The organism is Streptomyces sp. NPDC002640 (assembly GCF_053592575.1).
Map to the genome: position 1 here is coordinate 201,517 of NZ_JBSFVZ010000004.1, position 16,699 is coordinate 218,215.

Annotated in this window: 11 protein-coding genes; 3 read left to right on the forward strand and 8 right to left on the reverse strand. The window is 73.0% G+C overall.

Features of this window, described 5'->3' with window-relative positions; genetic code table 11:
* Window positions 1–105: 105 nt before the first annotated feature.
* The 6 genes from serA to ACWD3O_RS07570 form a co-directional block, all read right to left on the reverse strand.
* Window positions 106–1,695: a phosphoglycerate dehydrogenase gene (gene serA, locus ACWD3O_RS07545; protein WP_451415144.1), complete on the reverse strand. Its 1,590-nt coding sequence runs from the start codon at window positions 1,693–1,695 to the stop codon at window positions 106–108.
* Between the two features lie 225 nt (window positions 1,696–1,920).
* Window positions 1,921–2,919, reverse strand: a complete 999-nt coding sequence (gene ilvC / locus ACWD3O_RS07550) for a ketol-acid reductoisomerase (RefSeq protein ID WP_356136979.1) — start codon at window positions 2,917–2,919, stop codon at window positions 1,921–1,923.
* A 142-nt stretch (window positions 2,920–3,061) separates the two neighbouring features.
* The gene (ilvN, locus tag ACWD3O_RS07555) at window positions 3,062–3,586 is read right to left on the reverse strand and encodes an acetolactate synthase small subunit (RefSeq protein WP_356136977.1); all 525 of its coding nucleotides are present in this window, start codon (window positions 3,584–3,586) and stop codon (window positions 3,062–3,064) included.
* 20 nt (window positions 3,587–3,606) lie between these two features.
* Window positions 3,607–5,457, reverse strand: a complete 1,851-nt coding sequence (locus ACWD3O_RS07560) for an acetolactate synthase large subunit (protein WP_451415145.1) — start codon at window positions 5,455–5,457, stop codon at window positions 3,607–3,609.
* Window positions 5,458–5,703: 246 nt separating this feature from the next.
* Entirely contained in the window at window positions 5,704–8,988 is a 3,285-nt protein-coding gene (locus tag ACWD3O_RS07565; RefSeq protein ID WP_451415146.1) for a putative bifunctional diguanylate cyclase/phosphodiesterase, read from the reverse strand.
* Between the two features lie 357 nt (window positions 8,989–9,345).
* Entirely contained in the window at window positions 9,346–10,287 is a 942-nt protein-coding gene (locus tag ACWD3O_RS07570; protein ID WP_451415147.1) for a 2-hydroxyacid dehydrogenase, read from the reverse strand.
* 93 nt (window positions 10,288–10,380) lie between these two features.
* On the opposite strand from ACWD3O_RS07570, the gene ACWD3O_RS07575 reads away from it, so the two are divergent.
* Window positions 10,381–11,388 carry an aldo/keto reductase gene (locus tag ACWD3O_RS07575; RefSeq protein WP_451412656.1) on the forward strand — a complete coding sequence of 336 codons (1,008 nt, stop codon included), beginning with the start codon at window positions 10,381–10,383 and terminating at the stop codon, window positions 11,386–11,388.
* A 223-nt stretch (window positions 11,389–11,611) separates the two neighbouring features.
* Window positions 11,612–12,754 (forward strand): PQQ-dependent sugar dehydrogenase, encoded by a 1,143-nt coding sequence (locus ACWD3O_RS07580; protein WP_451415148.1) that lies wholly within the window; start codon window positions 11,612–11,614, stop codon window positions 12,752–12,754.
* A gap of 106 nt (window positions 12,755–12,860) precedes the next feature.
* Here the strand turns inward: ACWD3O_RS07580 and ACWD3O_RS07585 are convergent, their stop codons facing one another.
* Window positions 12,861–13,490 carry a TetR/AcrR family transcriptional regulator gene (locus tag ACWD3O_RS07585; protein WP_451415149.1) on the reverse strand — a complete coding sequence of 210 codons (630 nt, stop codon included), beginning with the start codon at window positions 13,488–13,490 and terminating at the stop codon, window positions 12,861–12,863.
* A gap of 200 nt (window positions 13,491–13,690) precedes the next feature.
* Between ACWD3O_RS07585 and ACWD3O_RS07590 the strand changes: the two genes are divergently transcribed.
* Window positions 13,691–15,094 (forward strand): DHA2 family efflux MFS transporter permease subunit, encoded by a 1,404-nt coding sequence (locus tag ACWD3O_RS07590; protein ID WP_451415150.1) that lies wholly within the window; start codon window positions 13,691–13,693, stop codon window positions 15,092–15,094.
* A gap of 76 nt (window positions 15,095–15,170) precedes the next feature.
* Here the strand turns inward: ACWD3O_RS07590 and gatB are convergent, their stop codons facing one another.
* Complete coding sequence (gene gatB, locus ACWD3O_RS07595; RefSeq protein ID WP_451415151.1) at window positions 15,171–16,685, reverse strand: Asp-tRNA(Asn)/Glu-tRNA(Gln) amidotransferase subunit GatB; 1,515 nt, start codon at window positions 16,683–16,685, stop codon at window positions 15,171–15,173.
* Between the last annotated feature and the right edge of the window lie 14 nt (window positions 16,686–16,699).

Below are 16,699 nucleotides of genomic sequence, written 5' to 3' on the forward strand. Positions count from 1 at the left end.
AGCCCGCGGGCCGGGCGAAGCCGCGGCACGGGAAAAGCCGCGGGCCCGCCCTCACCCGTGCGGAACGGGTGGGGGCGGGCCCGGGTCAGGCTGGGGCGGGTGCCGTCAGGTGAGGTTGATGGCGCGGGCGGAGGTCGCGCCGATCTCCTCGGCCAGCTCCGACAGCACCGCGGCCGGCACCGTGTCGTCGACCGTCAGCACCGCGAGCGCCTCGCCGCCGGCCGCGGCGCGGGCGACCTGCATGCCCGCGATGTTGACGCCGGACTCGCCGAGCACCCGGCCGACCGTGCCGACCACGCCGGGACGGTCGGCGTAGCGCAGCACCAGCATGTGGTCGGTCAGCGCCAGGTCCACGTCGAACTCGCCGACGGCGACCAGCTTCTGGTGGTGCTTCGGACCGGCCAGCGTGCCGGAGACCGAGACCTCCGTGCCGTTGCCCAGCGTGCCGCGCACGGTGACCACGTTCCGGTGGTCGGGCGACTCGGAGCTGGTGGTCAGCCGCACCTCGACACCGCGCTCCTGCGCGAACAGCGGGGCGTTGACGTAGGACACCGTGTCCTCGACGACGTCCTCGAAGACGCCCTTCAGCGCGGAGAGTTCCAGCACCTTGACGTCGTGCTGGGTGATCTCGCCGTACACCTCGACGTCGAGACGGACCGCGACCTCGCCGGCCAGCGCCGTGAAGATGCGGCCCAGCCGCTCGGCCAGCGGCAGACCCGGCTTGACGTCCTCGGCGATCACGCCGCCCTGGACGTTGACCGCGTCCGGCACCAGCTCGCCGGCGAGCGCCAGGCGCACCGAACGGGCCACGGCGATACCGGCCTTCTCCTGCGCCTCGTCCGTGGACGCGCCCAGGTGCGGCGTGGAGACGACCTGGTCGAACTCGAACAGCGGCGAGTCCGTGCAGGGCTCCTTGGCGTAGACGTCGAGGCCGGCGCCGGCGACCCGGCCCTCCTTGAGCGCCGAGTACAGCGCCTCCTCGTCGACGATGCCGCCGCGCGCGGCGTTGACGATGCGCACGGTCGGCTTGACCTTGCGCAGCGCCTCGTCGCCGATCAGGCCGAGCGTCTCCGGCGTCTTCGGCAGGTGGACGGTGATGAAGTCGGAGACCTCGAGCAGCTCGTCCAGCGTCAGGACCTTGACGCCCATCTGCGCGGCCCGGGCGGGCTGCACGTACGGGTCGTAGGCGACGACCTTCATGCCGAAGGCGGACATCCGCTGGGCGACGAGCGCGCCGATCCGGCCGAGGCCGACCACGCCGAGGGTCTTCTCCGCCAGCTCGACGCCCGTGTACTTGGAGCGCTTCCACTCGCCGTTCTTCAGCGCGGCGTTGGCCTGCGGGATGTTGCGGGCCGTGGCCAGGAGGAGACCGCAGGCCAGCTCGGCGGCGGTCACGATGTTCGAGGTGGGGGCGTTGACGACCATCACGCCGGCCTTGGTGGCGGCGGAGACGTCGACGTTGTCGAGGCCGACGCCGGCTCGCGCGACGACCTTCAGCTTGTTCGCCGCGGCGATCGCCTCGGCGTCGACCTTGGTGGCCGAGCGGACCAGGATCGCGTCCACGTCGGCGATGGCCGGGAGCAGTTCGCTCCGGTCGGCCCCGTTGCAGTGCCGGATCTCGAAGTCCGGACCGAGTGCGTCGACGGTGGCGGGCGACAGCTCTTCAGCGATGAGTACGACAGGTTTCGAGCTCACGTGAGTCCTCAATTGCGTTGCGGACGGCCGTCCCGACGGCCGCAGGCGTGGAGGGGTGCTAGCCGCGTGGAAGACGCACGACGCTGTGGGCCTGACGCGTATGCAGTGCAGTGTAGTGGGGCGCCGGACGTCGTCCCGCGCCTGTGCGGAAGGATCACCCGTCCGTGGGGTTTCGCACCCGGGCGGTGCCGGGGCCGGAGCGTCGCTCCGGCCCCGGCAGGGGGCTCACGCCTCCTCGTCGACCCAGCTCATGAGCTTGCGCAGCTCCTTGCCGGTGGTCTCGAGCAGGTGCTGCGAGTCCTGGTTCTTGTACTCGTTGTACTTCTTCAGACCGCCGTGGTACTCGTCCATCCACTGCTGGGCGAAGGTGCCGTCCTGGATCTCCGCGAGGACCTTCTTCATCTCGGCCTTGGTGGCGTCGGTGATGATCCGCGGGCCGGTGACGTAGTCGCCCCACTCGGCGGTCTCGGAGACCGACCAGCGCATCTTCTCCAGGCCGCCCTCGTACATCAGGTCGACGATCAGCTTCAGCTCGTGGAGGCACTCGAAGTAGGCGATCTCCGGCTGGTAGCCCGCCTCGGTGAGGGTCTCGAAGCCCGCCTTGACCAGTGCGGCGGTGCCACCGCAGAGCACGGCCTGCTCGCCGAACAGGTCGGTCTCGGTCTCCTCGGTGAAGGTCGTCTTGATGACGCCGGCGCGGGTGCCGCCGATCGCCTTGGCGTAGGACAGGGCCAGCTCGAAGCCCTTGCCGGTGGCGTCCTGCTCGACGGCCGCGATGCACGGGACGCCGCGGCCCTCCTCGTACTGACGGCGCACCAGGTGGCCCGGGCCCTTGGGGGCGACCATGCAGATGTCCACGCCGGCCGGGGCCTTGATGAAGCCGAACCGGATGTTGAAGCCGTGGCCGAAGAACAGGGCGTCGCCGTCCTTCAGGTTGTCCTTGATCGACTCCTCGTAGACCTGCGCCTGGATCGGGTCCGGGACCAGGATCATCACGACGTCGGCCTCGGCCGCGGCCTCGGCGGGGGTGACCACGCGCAGGCCCTGCTCCTCGGCCTTGGCGCGGGACTTGGAGCCCTCGTGCAGACCGACGCGGACGTCCACACCGGAGTCGCGCAGCGACAGGGCGTGCGCGTGACCCTGGCTGCCGTAGCCGATGACCGCGACCTTGCGGCCCTGGATGATGGACAGGTCGGCGTCGGCGTCGTAGAACAGCTCGGCCACTTCGGTTCACTCCTATGTTCTGCAGGGTTGTCGTTCTGCAGGTGTCGCAGGTGTCGCGCCCAGCGTATGACCGGGCGGGGGAAGAGGTTCCGCGGTCTCGCCATGCGGGCGAGCCGGGGGGGGTGCGGGGCGCCGGTCCGGGTCAGGAGGCGCGGTCGAGGGCCCGCAGCGAGCGGTCGGTGATGGACCGCGCGCCGCGCCCTATGGCGATCGTCCCGGACTGGACCAGCTCCTTGATGCCGTACGGCTCCAGCATCCGGAGCATGGCCTCCAGTTTGTCGCTGCCGCCGGTGGCCTCGATGGTGACGGCCTCCGGGGAGACGTCCACCGTCTTGGCGCGGAACAGGTCGACGATCTGGGTGATCTGCGAGCGGGTCTCGTTGTCCGCCCGCACCTTGACCAGGACCAGCTGGCGCCGGACCGACTGGGAGGGGTCCAGCTCGACGATCTTCAGGACGTTGACCAGCTTGTTGAGCTGCTTGGTGACCTGCTCGAGCGGGAGGTCCTCGACGCCCACCACGATGGTGATGCGGGAGATGTCGGGGTGCTCGGTGACGCCCACGGCGAGCGAGTCGATGTTGAACCCGCGGCGGGAGAAGAGCGCGGCGATCCGCGCCAGGATGCCCGGCGTGTTCTGCACCAGGACGGAGAGCGTGTGCTTCGACATGTCAGGTGTTCCTCGCTCCATCACTCTTCGTTGTCGCCGAAGTCGGGGCGGACGTCCCGCGCGGCCATGATCTCGTCGTTGGAGGTGCCGGCGGCGACCATCGGCCAGACCATCGCGTCCTCGTGGACGATGAAGTCCACGACGACCGGGCGGTCGTTGATCGAGTTGGCCTCCTCGATGACCTTGTCCAGCTCGTCGGGCGACTCGCAGCGGATGGCGTGGCAGCCCATCGCCTCGGAGAGCTTGACGAAGTCCGGGACCCGGGTGCCGGCGCTGGGGCCCTTGGCCTCGGCGGCGGGGCCGGAGTGCAGCACCGTGTTGGAGTAGCGCTGGTTGTAGAAGAGCGTCTGCCACTGGCGGACCATCCCCAGGGCGCCGTTGTTGATGACGGCGACCTTGATCGGGATGTTGTTCAGGGCGCAGGTGGTGAGCTCCTGGTTGGTCATCTGGAAGCAGCCGTCGCCGTCGATCGCCCAGACCGCGCGCTCGGGCCGTCCGGCCTTGGCGCCCATCGCGGCGGGGACCGCGTAGCCCATCGTCCCGGCGCCGCCGGAGTTCAGCCAGCTGGCCGGCGTCTCGTGCTGCAGGAAGTGCGCGGCCCACATCTGGTGCTGGCCGACGCCCGCGGTGAAGATCGTGCCCTCGGGGGCGAGCTGCCCGATGCGCTCGATGACCTGCTGCGGGGAGAGCGAGCCGTCGGACGGCAGCTCGTAGCCCAGCGGGTAGTTCTCCCGCCACCGGTCCAGGTCCGCCCACCAGGCGGTCAGGTCGGCGCGGTGGCCCTCGGAGTGCTCCTTCTGCACGGCCTGGACCAGGTCGGCGATGACCTCGCGGGCGTCGCCGACGATCGGCACGTCGGCCTCGCGGTTCTTGCCGATCTCGGCCGGGTCGATGTCCGCGTGGACGACCTTGGCGTGCGGGGCGAAGCTGTCCAGCTTGCCGGTGACGCGGTCGTCGAAGCGGGCGCCCAGGGCGACGATCAGGTCGGACTTCTGCAGCGCGGTGACCGCGGAGACCGAGCCGTGCATGCCGGGCATGCCCACGTGCTGCGGGTGGCTGTCGGGGAACGCGCCCAGCGCCATCAGCGTGGTGGTGACCGGCGCGCCGGTCAGCTCCGCGAGCACCTTCAGTTCGGCGGTGGCACCGGCCTTGAGGACGCCGCCGCCGACGTAGAGCACGGGGCGCTTCGCGGAGGTGATCAGCCGGGCGGCCTCGCGGATCTGCTTGGCGTGCGGCTTGGTGACCGGCCGGTAGCCCGGCAGGTCGACGGCCGGCGGCCAGGAGAAGGTGGTCTTCGCCTGGAGGATGTCCTTCGGGATGTCGACCAGGACCGGGCCGGGGCGGCCGCTGGAGGCGATGTGGAAGGCCTCGGCGATGACCCGGGGGATCTCCTCGGCGCGGGTGACCAGGAAGCTGTGCTTGGTGATCGGCATGGTGATGCCGACGATGTCCGCCTCCTGGAAGGCGTCCGTGCCGATCGCCGAGGACACCACCTGCCCGGTGATCGCGACCAGCGGCACCGAGTCCATGTTGGCGTCGGCGATCGGGGTGACCAGGTTGGTGGCGCCCGGGCCGGAGGTGGCCATGCAGACGCCGACCTTGCCGGTGGCCTGCGCGTAGCCGGTGGCCGCGTGGCCGGCGCCCTGCTCGTGCCGGACCAGGACGTGGCGCACCCGGGTGGAGTCCATCATCGGGTCGTACGCCGGCAGGATCGTGCCGCCGGGAATGCCGAAGACCGTGTCGGCTCCTACCTCCTCGAGCGAGCGGATGAGCGACTGGGCGCCCGTGACGTGCTCGATCGGCGACTGCTGGAGTCCTCCGGTGCGGGGCCGCGGCTGCGGATGGTGGGCCCCGGTGGCCTGCTCGGTCATCGGCATTCTCTTCTCGATGCAGAGTGGTGTGTGCGAGCTTTTCGCGAGGTTTGTTCGGTTGGCGCGTCGTCCCTGTGCAACAAAAAACCCCTCGTGCCGTCAGGCAAGCGAGGGGAGCGCGTCGGGCGGTAGGGCGCTGGATCTCCGGTGCTCAGTTCCGAAGGGTCCAACTCAGCCGACGCGCTGTCCAAGTACGAGAATTCGGGTGCGCATGACCTTGACCCTCTACCCGACGCCGGTCGGGTGTCAAGTGGGTGGGACGACGGTCTCACTATGTGGCCGGAGGCCGGTGTGGGGGCGGCCCGCGTAGGCCGTTCCCCCGACGCGTGCCGGGGGCACCGGCGGCCGGGCGGGGACCACGCCGGGGCCGGGCGTTGGGGCCGTGGGACGGCCCGCGGCGCGGAGGGACACCGCGCCCGGGGACCTGCCTGCGGCCGCCGTGCCGGCGGCCGCACCCGCCGCCGCGCCCGCCGTTCCGGGGGCGCGGGCCGGGCCCGCGGGGACCGGGCAGTGGCCCACCGCGAGCGCCCGGCGGATCCGGTGCTCGTCGAGCGGGGCGGAGAACACGCCGCCGAGGGCGTGGGTGCAGCCCATGACGCGCAGCACGCTCACCTGGTCGGGCAGGTCGACGCCGTCGGCGACGGTCTGCATCCCGAGATCCCCGGCGATCTGCACCAGCCCGCTGGTGATCTTGTACAGGCGGGCGGACTCCACCACGCCCTCGACCATGCTCCGGTCGAACTTCAGCACCTCCACCGGCAGCCGCCGGAGCGCCGGGATGGCCCCGTAGGCGGCGCCGACGCCGTCCAGCGCGAAGCGCACGCCCAGCCGGCGCAGCGCCTTGAGCCGGCCCTCCAGCTCGTCCAGCGGGATCCGCGGGCCGAGGCCGGCGATCTCGAGCATCAGCGACCCGGGGGCGAGCTCGTGCCGGGTCAGCAGCTCCTCTATCGACGTCAGCGGCATCGAACGGTCGAGCAGGCGCCGCGCGGAGATCCGCACCGCCACGGGGGTGCGCAGGCCCGCGCGGAAGCGGTCGGCGGCCTGGACGACGGCCTCTTCCAGCACCCAGCGGCCGAGCGCGGCCGTCCGGTCGTTGTCCTCGGCCGTGCGGAGGAACTCGGCGGGGGTGAAGAGCGCGCCCTGGCCGGAACGCCAGCGGGGCTGCGCGGACACGGCGCTGATCCGGCCGTCGGCCAGGCACACCACGGGCTGGTGGAGCAGCGTGAACTCGCCGTCGTGCAGCGCCGTGCGCAGCCGGGCGGCGACCTCGGCCCGGCGCACCACGTCCTGCTGCATCTGCGGGGCGTACAGCTCGACGCGGTCCTTGCCGGCCGCCTTGGCCCGGTACATCGCGAGGTCGGCGTTGCGCAGGAGTTCGCCTGCGCCGAGGCCCGGTTCGGCGAAGGCGACGCCGATGGAGGCGGCCACCCGGACGTCGTTGCCGTCGATGTCGTAGGGCTGGGAGAGCCGCGTCCTGAGGCGGTCGGCCAGCTCCAGGATGTGGCCCTCGCGTGCGGTGAGGTCGCCGGTCCCGTCGCCGAGGATCAGGGCGGCGAACTCGTCCCCGCCGAGGCGGGCCGCGGTGTCGCCCTGGCGGACGGCCTCCTGGAGGCGGCGGGCGGCCTGGACGAGGAGTTCGTCCCCGGCCTGGTGGCCGATGGTGTCGTTGACCGCCTTGAAGCCGTCGAGGTCGATGAAGAGCACGGCGGTGCCGCGGTCGGAGGCCCGGCGGCCGGAGAGCGCCTGCCCGACCCGCCGGGTGAAGAGCGCCCTGTTGGGCAGGTCGGTGAGCGGGTCGTGCTCGGCGCTGTGCTGCAACTGGGCCTGGAGGCGGACGCGTTCGGTGACGTCGCGGCTGTTGAGGATCAGGCCGCCCTGGTGCCGGTTGACCGTGGACTCGACGTTGAGCCAGCTGCCTCCGCGCTCGGCGTCGGCCGGGCGCGGGGCGCTGCCGGAGCGGAAGCGGTACTCGATCCGGATCGGGTCGGCGGGCGGGCCGGCGGCCAGGAAGCGGCGCAGCTCGTGCACGACGCCGGGCAGGTCCTCGGGGTGGATCAGGGCGGCGAGTTCGCGGCCGACCAGTTCCTCCGGGGACAGGCCGTAGACCCCCTGGGAGGCGTCGCTGACGTACTTCAGGCGGCCGTTGGGCGCCGCGATCATGATGACGTCGCTGGAGCCCTGGACCAGGGACCGGAAGTGGTTCTCCTTCTGGGCGAGCTTCTGGGTGAGGGCCATGTTGTCCAGCAGCATGATGCCCTGCCGGACCAGCAGCGCCAGGACCACGGCCCCGGCGGTGAGCAGCACGACCTGGTCCACGGCGTGGCCGGCCAGGACGTTGTAGAGGATGCCCAGCGTGCAGACGGCGGCGGCGAGGTAGGGCGTCAGCGCGGCCAGCGATCCCGCTATGGGCCGCACCGGCGCGTAGTAGCCGGCCTCCAGGACCGGCGACGCGGGGCCGGGGCCGGGGCCGGGCGCGGGCCGGCGCGGGCGCACGGGGCCGCGGGTCCCCGGTCCGCCCGGCGGCTCGTCGGGCGCCGGGGAACCGGTGGTCCGGGCGCCGCTCCCGGCCCGGCTTCCGGCGGCGCCCCCGATGTCGCTCCCGGCGCCGCTCCCGGCGCGGCTCCCGGCGCGGCGGGACGGGCCGCCCCGGCGGCCCTCCCAAGGACGGGCGAGGGCGGCGGCCCAGGGCGCGTAGGCGAGCAGCAGCGAGCCCGCGAACCAGCCGGCGTCGAGCAACTGGCCGGACCGGTAACTCTGGTGGAGCAGCGGCGAGGTGAACATCGCGTCGCAGACCACGGTGAGGGCCAGCGCTCCGACCGCGGTGTTGACCGCGGCGCGGTTCGCGGCCGTGCGCCGGAAGTGCAGCGCGAGGACCACGCTCACCAGCGCGATGTCCAGTATCGGGTAGGCGAGCTGGAAGGCCGCGTGGGCGACGCCCTCGCCGGCCTCGCCCGCCTTGTGGCCGAGGGCCAGGCTCCAGGAGAGGGTCAGCAGGGAGCCGCCGATCAGCCAGGCGTCGAGCACCAGGCACACCCAGCCGGCCCTGGTCATGGGACGCCGCGCCAGCATCAGCAGGCCCAGGATGGCGGGCGGCGCGAAGCAGAGGAAGAAGAAGTCGGCCAGGCTGGGCCGGGGCATCTCCGCCCGGATGACCACCTCGTACCAGCCCCAGACCAGGTTGCCCAGGCTGGCCATGGCGGAGGAGAGCGCGAACAGCAGCCAGGCCGGGCGGAATTCGTCGGCCTGCCGGCGGGCGTAGAGGAAGCAGGAGACGGCGGCGGTGGCGCCGGCCGCGCTGAGCCCGAAGTCCCCCATCACCAGGGCCATGCGGTGCGAGCCCCAGCCGACCGCCGATCCGAGGGCGTACCCCCCGCAGAGCAGCGTCAGGAGCAGCAGCGGCGTGAGGGCCACGGCCCGGCGCACGAGGGACAGTTGGCGGGTGGGCCCGGGCAGCGCGGCGGACAGCCGTGGCTCAGGGGTGCGGCACCCTCCGCCGTCGAGGACGGGCGGGGAGAGGGAAGGGGAACTCACCGGGGCCTCCCGCAGCCGCCGGGGATGCGGGCGGCGCACAGTGCGCGGCGGAAGGCCCCGGTGTGCGCCGTGGCGCGCCGGGGTTGCCGCCGGCGTTCCCGCGGCGCGGCGCGGTGCGTCGCGACGTCGAAGATCCGTCGTCCGGTCCGTCGGCCGTGCATCGCCCGTCGCCCCCTCGCAGTTCGGTCCTGGTCCGTCTCCGGCGCCCCGGTGCGCGGCGCAGCCCCCGAGTGACGATACACCAGCATCGTCACTCAGGGACATACTTCATCTACTCTCCGTGATGACGAACGGAGGTTCGGCACGGTCCGCGTCCACGGGACAGCGGAGAGTACCCGAACCGGACCAGGTCATGCGTCAACGGCCGGTCGTCAGCATCACATTGCGCAGGGGGCGTCCGTCGGCGAATCGGGACAACTGGTCCACCAGCAGCCTCTTGGCCCTCGGGGCGAACGCGCTGGTGGGTCCGCCGACATGGGGGGTGACGAGGACGCCGGGGGCGGTCCACAGCGGGTGGCCCGGCGGCAGCGGTTCGGGGTCGGTGACGTCCAGCGCCGCCTTCAGACGGCCCGTCTCCACCTCCGCGAGCAGGGCCTTGGTCTCGACCACGGGCCCGCGGGAGACGTTCACCAGCAGGGCCCCGTCCTGCATCCGGGACAGGAACTCGGCGTCCACGAGGTGGCGGGTGGTCTCGGTGAGCGGGGTGAGCAGTACCACCACGTCGGCCTCGGGCAGCAGCCCCGGGAGGTCGGCGAGCGGGTGCACCGGACCGCGCGCCGTCGTGCGCGCGGAGCGCGCGACGCGCAGCACCCGCGCGGGCTCGAAGGGCACGAGCCGGTCCTCGACGGCCGAACCGATCGCCCCGTAACCGACGATCAGCACCGTCCGGTCGGCGAGCGCGGGCCGGAACCCGCCGCGCCACTCCCCTCGTTCCTGGGCGCGCACGAAGTCGGGGATGCCGCGCAGCTGGGCGAGGATCAGGGCCAGGGTCAGCTCGGCGGTGCTGGCGTCGTGGACCCCCCGGGCGTTGCAGACCTGGACGCCGTCGGGCAGCGAGGCCAGCCCCGGTTCGACGTGGTCGATGCCGGCGGAGAGGGTCTGCACGACCCGCACGGCGCTCATCTCCGGCATGGGCCGGGTCGCCACCGGGCCCGGCCTGAGGTAGGGCACGACGTAGAACACGCAGGCGGCGGGGTCCGCCGGGTACGCGTCCTCGCCGTTCCAGTACCGGTAGACGGGTCCTTCCGGCAGCCCCTCCAACTCGTCCTCGGGGTAGGGCAGCCACACTTCAGCAGTCATGCCACCGAGGCTAGGTCAGTGGCTCCGGACGGCAGAGGTTAGGTTGGGTTCTCGCGGTGGCGGCAGGGCAGGCCTAGGGAGGGTCCGGGGCAGGTGGAGCGCAGGAGGATGGGCTCGACGACGCTCGAGGTCGGCGCCGTGGGGCTCGGGTGCATGCCGATGAGCTGGGCGTACAGCGCCTCCCGGCGGCGCGGCGGCGAGTCGCTGCGCGCGGTGCACCGGGCGCTGGACCTGGGCGGCGGGGCGATGCTGCTGGACACGGCCGACATGTACGGGCCGTTCACCAACGAGCTGCTGCTGGGGCGGGTGCTCAAGGAGCGCCGCGCGGACGCGTTCGTCTCCACCAAGGTCGGGCTGCTGGTGGGCGAGGGGCATCTGGTCGCCAACGGCCGCCCCGGGTACGTCAAGCGGGCCTGCGACGCCTCGCTGCGGCGGTTGCAGACCGATGTGATCGACCTCTACCAGCTGCACCGGGCGGATCCCGAGGTACCGGTGGAGGAGACCTGGGGCGCCATGGCGGAGCTGGTGCGCGAAGGCAAGGTGCGCTCGCTGGGCCTGTGCGCGGTGGGCGGCGCCCGCAGCGGACGCCGGGCGGGCTCCCGGCCGTACCGGACGACGCTGGAGCAGCTCGGCCGGCTGCAGCAGGTGTTCCCGGTGACGGCGGTGGAGGCGGAGCTGTCGGTCTGGTCGCGGGAGGCGCTGGAGGCCCTGCTGCCGTGGTGCACGGCGCACGGCGTGGGGTTCCTGGCCGCGATGCCGCTGGGCAGCGGCTACCTCACCGGCACCCTCACGCCCGGCGAGGGCTTCGAGCCGGACGATCCGCGGGCGCGGCACCCGAGGTTCACCGCCGAGATGATGGCGGCCAACCAGCCGGTGGTGGCCGGGCTGCGGCGGGTCGCCGAGCGGCACGGGGAGGGCGTCACCCCGGCGCAGGTGGCGCTGGCGTGGGTGCTGGGGCAGGGGCCGCACGTGGTGGCGGTGCCGGGGACCAAGCAGGAGCGGTGGGCCGGTGAGAACGCGGGCGCGGCGACGCTGCGGCTGACCCCCGAGGACCTGGCGGAACTGCGGGACCTCCCACCGGCACGCGGCTCCTGGGACTGACCCCCTCCCCTCTTCTCCCACCCGCCTCTCCCGCTCTTCTCCCACCCGCCTCTCCCCCGCTTCCCCCACCCGATGGGGTGCGAAGGTGCGGCAGCGGGAACTTTCGGTGGCCCGTCCGGTGTCGGAAAGGGTGAGCCGGAAACCCGCGTGGTGCCGTTCGGCACCGTGACCGATCCGACCGGAGGGACACCCCGTCGTGCGACGACTCCTGCGAGGTAGAGCTGTGACGGCCGCCCTGGCCTCGTCCGCGCTGCTGCTGACGGCGGCCTGCGGGTCCGGTGGTGAGGAGGATCCGGCGCCGTCGCCCGCGGTGAGCAGCCCGGCGGCGAGTGACGCCCCGGCGGCGAGCCCGGGCGGGCGGACGCCGCCGGCCAAGGGGTCGGTGGAGGTGGTCCGCACGGTCGCCACGGGGCTGAAGTCGCCGTGGGGCGTGGCCCCGGTGGGCAAGGACGCGCTGCTGGTCGCCTCCCGGGACGAGGGCACCATCACCCGGGTCGACACCCGGAACGGGAAGAAGACCGAGGTCGGCGAGGTGCCCGGGGTCGCTCCGGAGGGCGAGGGCGGCCTGCTCGGCATCGCCCTGTCGCCCGGTTTCTCCTCGGACCACTACCTCTACGCCTACTTCACCTCGGCCTCCGACAACCGGATCGTGCGGATGCTGTACCGGCCGGACCGCCCGGCGGGCGAGCAACTCGGCGAGCCGGACGTGGTGTTCCGCGGCATCCCGAAGGCGTTCGTGCACAACGGCGGGCGGATCGCGTTCGGTCCGGACAAGCTGCTCTACGTGGGCACCGGTGAGGCGGGCGAGGAGCCGCTCGCGCAGGACCGGGAGTCCCTGGGCGGCAAGATCCTCCGCCTGACCCCGGAGGGCGAGCCCGCGCCGGGCAACCCGTTCCCGGACTCCCCGGTGTGGTCGTGGGGCCACCGGAACGTGCAGGGGCTGGCCTTCGACGGTGAACAGCGGCTGTTCGCGGCCGAGTTCGGGCAGGACACCTGGGACGAGGTGAACCACATCGCGCCGGGCGACAACTACGGGTGGCCCGAGCAGGAGGGCAAGGGCGGCGGCGAGGAGTTCCACGACCCGATCGCCCAGTGGCGGACCAGCGACGCCTCCCCCAGCGGACTGGCCTACGCCGAGGGCTCGTTGTGGCTGGCCGGCCTGCGGGGCGAACGCCTGTGGCGGGTCCCGCTCGACGGCACCGAGGCGTCCGCCGAGCCGCAGTCGTTCCTGGAGGGCGAGTACGGGCGCCTGCGCACGGTGGTCGCGGCCGGCGGGGACCGGCTGTGGCTGGTCACGTCCAACACGGACGGCCGCGGGGACCCGAGCGGGGAGGACGACCGCATCCTGGAGCTGCGGGTCGGCTGAGCGTGCGGCGGGTCCCGCCGCCCGCCGGCGTTGCCCTCGCTGCCCGCATGCGTTGCCGCCGACGTCGCCCGTCAGCGCTGCCCCCGCCATCCGCCGGCGTTGCCCCTCAGCGCCCTGGCGGCAGGTAGCCGTACAGGAAGGCCCTGACCCCCGCGGTCGCCAGGGCCTCCTGTTCGGCCCGCGGAACGGCGACGGCCCCCAGGTGGCCGCGGTTGCCGATCTCCGTTCCGGTGAGCAGCAGGAAGTGGAGCGCGGCCTGTTCGGGGTCGGGGGTCTCCAGCCAGCCGTCCTCGGCGAGTTCCCGGAAGCGGGCGGCGAGTGCGGCCCGGGACCGGTCCGGTCCGGCGGCGCGCCAGGTCTCCAGGAACTCGGCCGGCAGCCGTCCCGCCTCGGCGTGCATCTGCCGGACCACGGCGAAGTGCTCCGGGTGCCGCGACTTGGGTTCCAGCCAGGCGAGGGCGAACGCGGTCAGGTCGGCCTCCAGGTCGGTGACCTTGTGCAGCCTGCGGTCGATGGCGTCGATCTGCGCCCGCACCACCCGCTCGCACCCCTCCAGCAGCACGGTGCGGAACAACTCGGCCTTCCCGCCGGGGAAGTGGTTGTAGATGGTGCGGGTGGAGACCCCCGCCTCCTCGGCGATGGCGTCGACGCCCGCGCGGGCGTAGCCCTCCTCCCCGAACACCTTGGTGGCACCCCGCAGGATCGCCTGCCACTTGCCGGTCCGCCGTTCGCCCACCGGGTCCGTCCTTCCACTGTCGTCGCCCGCCCACGGTAGTCCTCACCCGGCCGAGTACAACGGCCGTTGCATTTTTTACAGCGGCCGTTGTACTTTCGCCCCATGACGTCCTACGACCGCACCCCGTTACGCGTTCTCGTGCCGTCCGGCTCCCCGTGGGCCGGGCGGCCCGCCGTCCCGAAGCGGGCGGGCTGACGCGGATGGCCCTGACCCTGAGGCGGCGCGGACCTGCCGCGGCCGCCGCCCCGCTGCCCGCGATACCCCGGCAGGTCCTGGCGACGGCCGGTGTCCTGGTGCTGGGGTCGTTCATGACCGTCCTCGACCTGACCATCGTCAACGTGGCCCTGCCCGCGCTGGGTTCCTCGTTCGGCAGCCCGCTGTCCGTGGTGCAGTGGGTGGTCACCGGATACACCCTGGCCCTGGCGACCGTCCTCCCGGTAACCGGCTGGGCGGTGGACCGGTGGGGGAGCCGCCGGGTGTTCCTGGTCTCGGTGGCGCTGTTCACCGCCGGGTCGGGGCTCTGCGGCGTCGCCTGGGACACCGGCTCCCTGATCGTCTTCCGGGTCCTGCAGGGGGCGGGCGGCGGGCTGATCGTGCCGGTCGCCATGACGGTGCTGCTGCGCGCGGTGCCGCCCGAGCGCAAGGGCAGCGCGATGGCGATCCTCAGCATTCCGGTCCTGATCGGCCCCATGACCGGGCCGGTGCTCGGCGGAATCCTCACCGACGCGCTGTCCTGGCGCTGGATCTTCCTGGTCAACCTGCCGGTGGGCGTCCTGACCCTGCTGCTGGGCGCCCGGCTGGTCCGAGGCGGCGACCGGGCGGCGGAGCGGCGACCGCTGGACCTGGTCGGCCTGCTCACCCTCTCCCCCGGCCTGGCCGCGCTCTTCTACGGACTGACGGTGGCCGGCGAGACCGGCGCCGCCACCTCGGCCGGTGCCCTGCTGCCCGTTCTCGGGGGCGGCGCGCTGGTGGCGGTCTTCGCGGTCCGCGCCCTGCGCAGCGACCGGCCGCCGCTGCTCGACCTGCGGCTCCTCGCCCGGCCCGCCTTCGGCCGGTCCCTGGCGGCGCTGGTGCCCTTCTCGGCCGCGTACTTCGGTCTGCTGATGGCCGTGCCGCTGTACTGGCAGCAGCAGCGAGGACTGAGCGGGACGACGACCGGCCTGCTGATGGCGCCGCAGTTCCTCTGCAGCGGCACGGTGATGCAGCTCGCGGGCCGGATCGCGGACCGGCTGCCGTCACGGCGGCTGGCGCTGCCCGGGGTCGCTCTGGCGGCCTCCGCCTACCTGGCCGTCGCCGTGCTGGCGGGTGAGGAGGAACTGCCCCACGGGTGGGTGGTGGCGGCGCTGGCCCTGCTCGGGGTGGGGGTGGGGCTGGTCAACATGCCGCTGATGACGGCGGCCACCCGCGGACTCTCCGGACCGGAGACGGCCGGGGGCACCACCACGCTGAACGTGGTGAGCCGCCTCGCCGCCGGCGCCGGGACGGCCCTGTTCGCCCTGCTGCTGTCCGCGACGGACGGATTCCGCACCACCCTGCTGTGCGGGGCGGCGCTCATGGCGCTGACCCTCGTCGGCGTGCTCCGGCTGCCCGAGGAGAAGCCCTGAGGGGCCGCGCGCCGGACACACGGCGGCGCCCCGGACCTCACCGGTCCGGGGCGCCGTCGTAGGGCGGACGAGGGGGTCAGCCCTCGGTGACGCCGAGCCTCTCGAGGATCAGCTCCTTGACGCGCGCGGCGTCGGCCTGGCCGCGGGTGGCCTTCATGACCGCGCCGACCAGCGCGCCGGCCGCCGCCACCTTGCCGCCGCGGATCTTGTCCGCGACGCCCGGATTGCCGGCGATCGCCTCGTCCACGGCCGCGCCCAGCGCGCCCTCGTCGGAGACGACCTTCAGGCCGCGCTTCTCCACGACCTCGTCCGGGGCGCCCTCGCCGGCCAGCACGCCCTCGATGACCTGGCGGGCCAGCTTGTCGTTGAGCTCGCCCTTGGCGACCAGCTCGGACACCCGCGCCACCTGGGCGGGGGTGATCGCCAGCTGGTCGGGCGCGACGCCCGACTCGTTGGCGCTGCGCGCCAGCTCACCCATCCACCACTTGCGGGCGGAGGCGGCGTCGGCGCCGGCCTCGATCGTCTCCACGATGAGGTCGAGCGTGCCGGCGTTGAGGATGGCCTGCATGTCGGTGGCCGACACACCCCACTCCTCGCGGAGCCGGTTGCGGCGGACCAGCGGCAGCTCCGGCAGCGAGCCGCGGATCTCCTCGACCCACTCGCGGGACGGGGCGACCGGGACCAGGTCCGGCTCCGGGAAGTAGCGGTAGTCCTCCGCCTCCTCCTTCACGCGGCCCGAGGTCGTGGACCCGGTGTCCTCGTGGAAGTGGCGGGTCTCCTGCACGATGGTGCCGCCGGAGGACAGCACCGCCGCGTGCCGCTGGATCTCGAAGCGGGCGGCGCGCTCCACCGAGCGCAGCGAGTTGACGTTCTTGGTCTCGCTGCGGGTGCCGAACTTCTCGCGGCCGTGCGGTCGCAGCGACAGGTTGACGTCGCAGCGCATCTGGCCCTTGTCCATGCGGGCCTCGGAGACCCCGAGGGCACGGATGAGCTCGCGCAGCTCGCGCACGTACGCCCGCGCCACCTCGGGCGCGCGCTCGCCGGCGCCCTCGATGGGCTTGGTGACGATCTCGATCAGCGGGATGCCGGCGCGGTTGTAGTCCAGCAGGGAGTGCGAGGCGCCGTGGATGCGGCCGGTGGCACCGCCGATGTGCGTCGACTTGCCGGTGTCCTCCTCCATGTGGGCGCGCTCGATCTCGACGCGGAAGGTCTCCCCGTCCTCCAGCTGCACGTCGAGGTAGCCGTTGAAGGCGATCGGCTCGTCGTACTGGGAGGTCTGGAAGTTCTTCGGCATGTCCGGATAGAAGTAGTTCTTCCGGGCGAAGCGGCACCACTCGGCGATCTCGCAGTTCAGCGCGAGGCCGATCCGGATCGCCGACTCCACGCCGGTCGCGTTGACGACCGGGAGGGCGCCGGGCATGCCGAGGCAGGTGGGGCACGTCTGGGTGTTCGGCTCCGCGCCGAGCGCGGTCGAGCAGCCGCAGAACATCTTGGTCTGCGTGCCGAGTTCGACATGGACCTCGAGGCCCATGACGGGGTCGTACGACGCCAGAGCGTCCTCGTACGACACCAGGTCGGTCGTGGTGGTCACGGTGGTACTTCCCT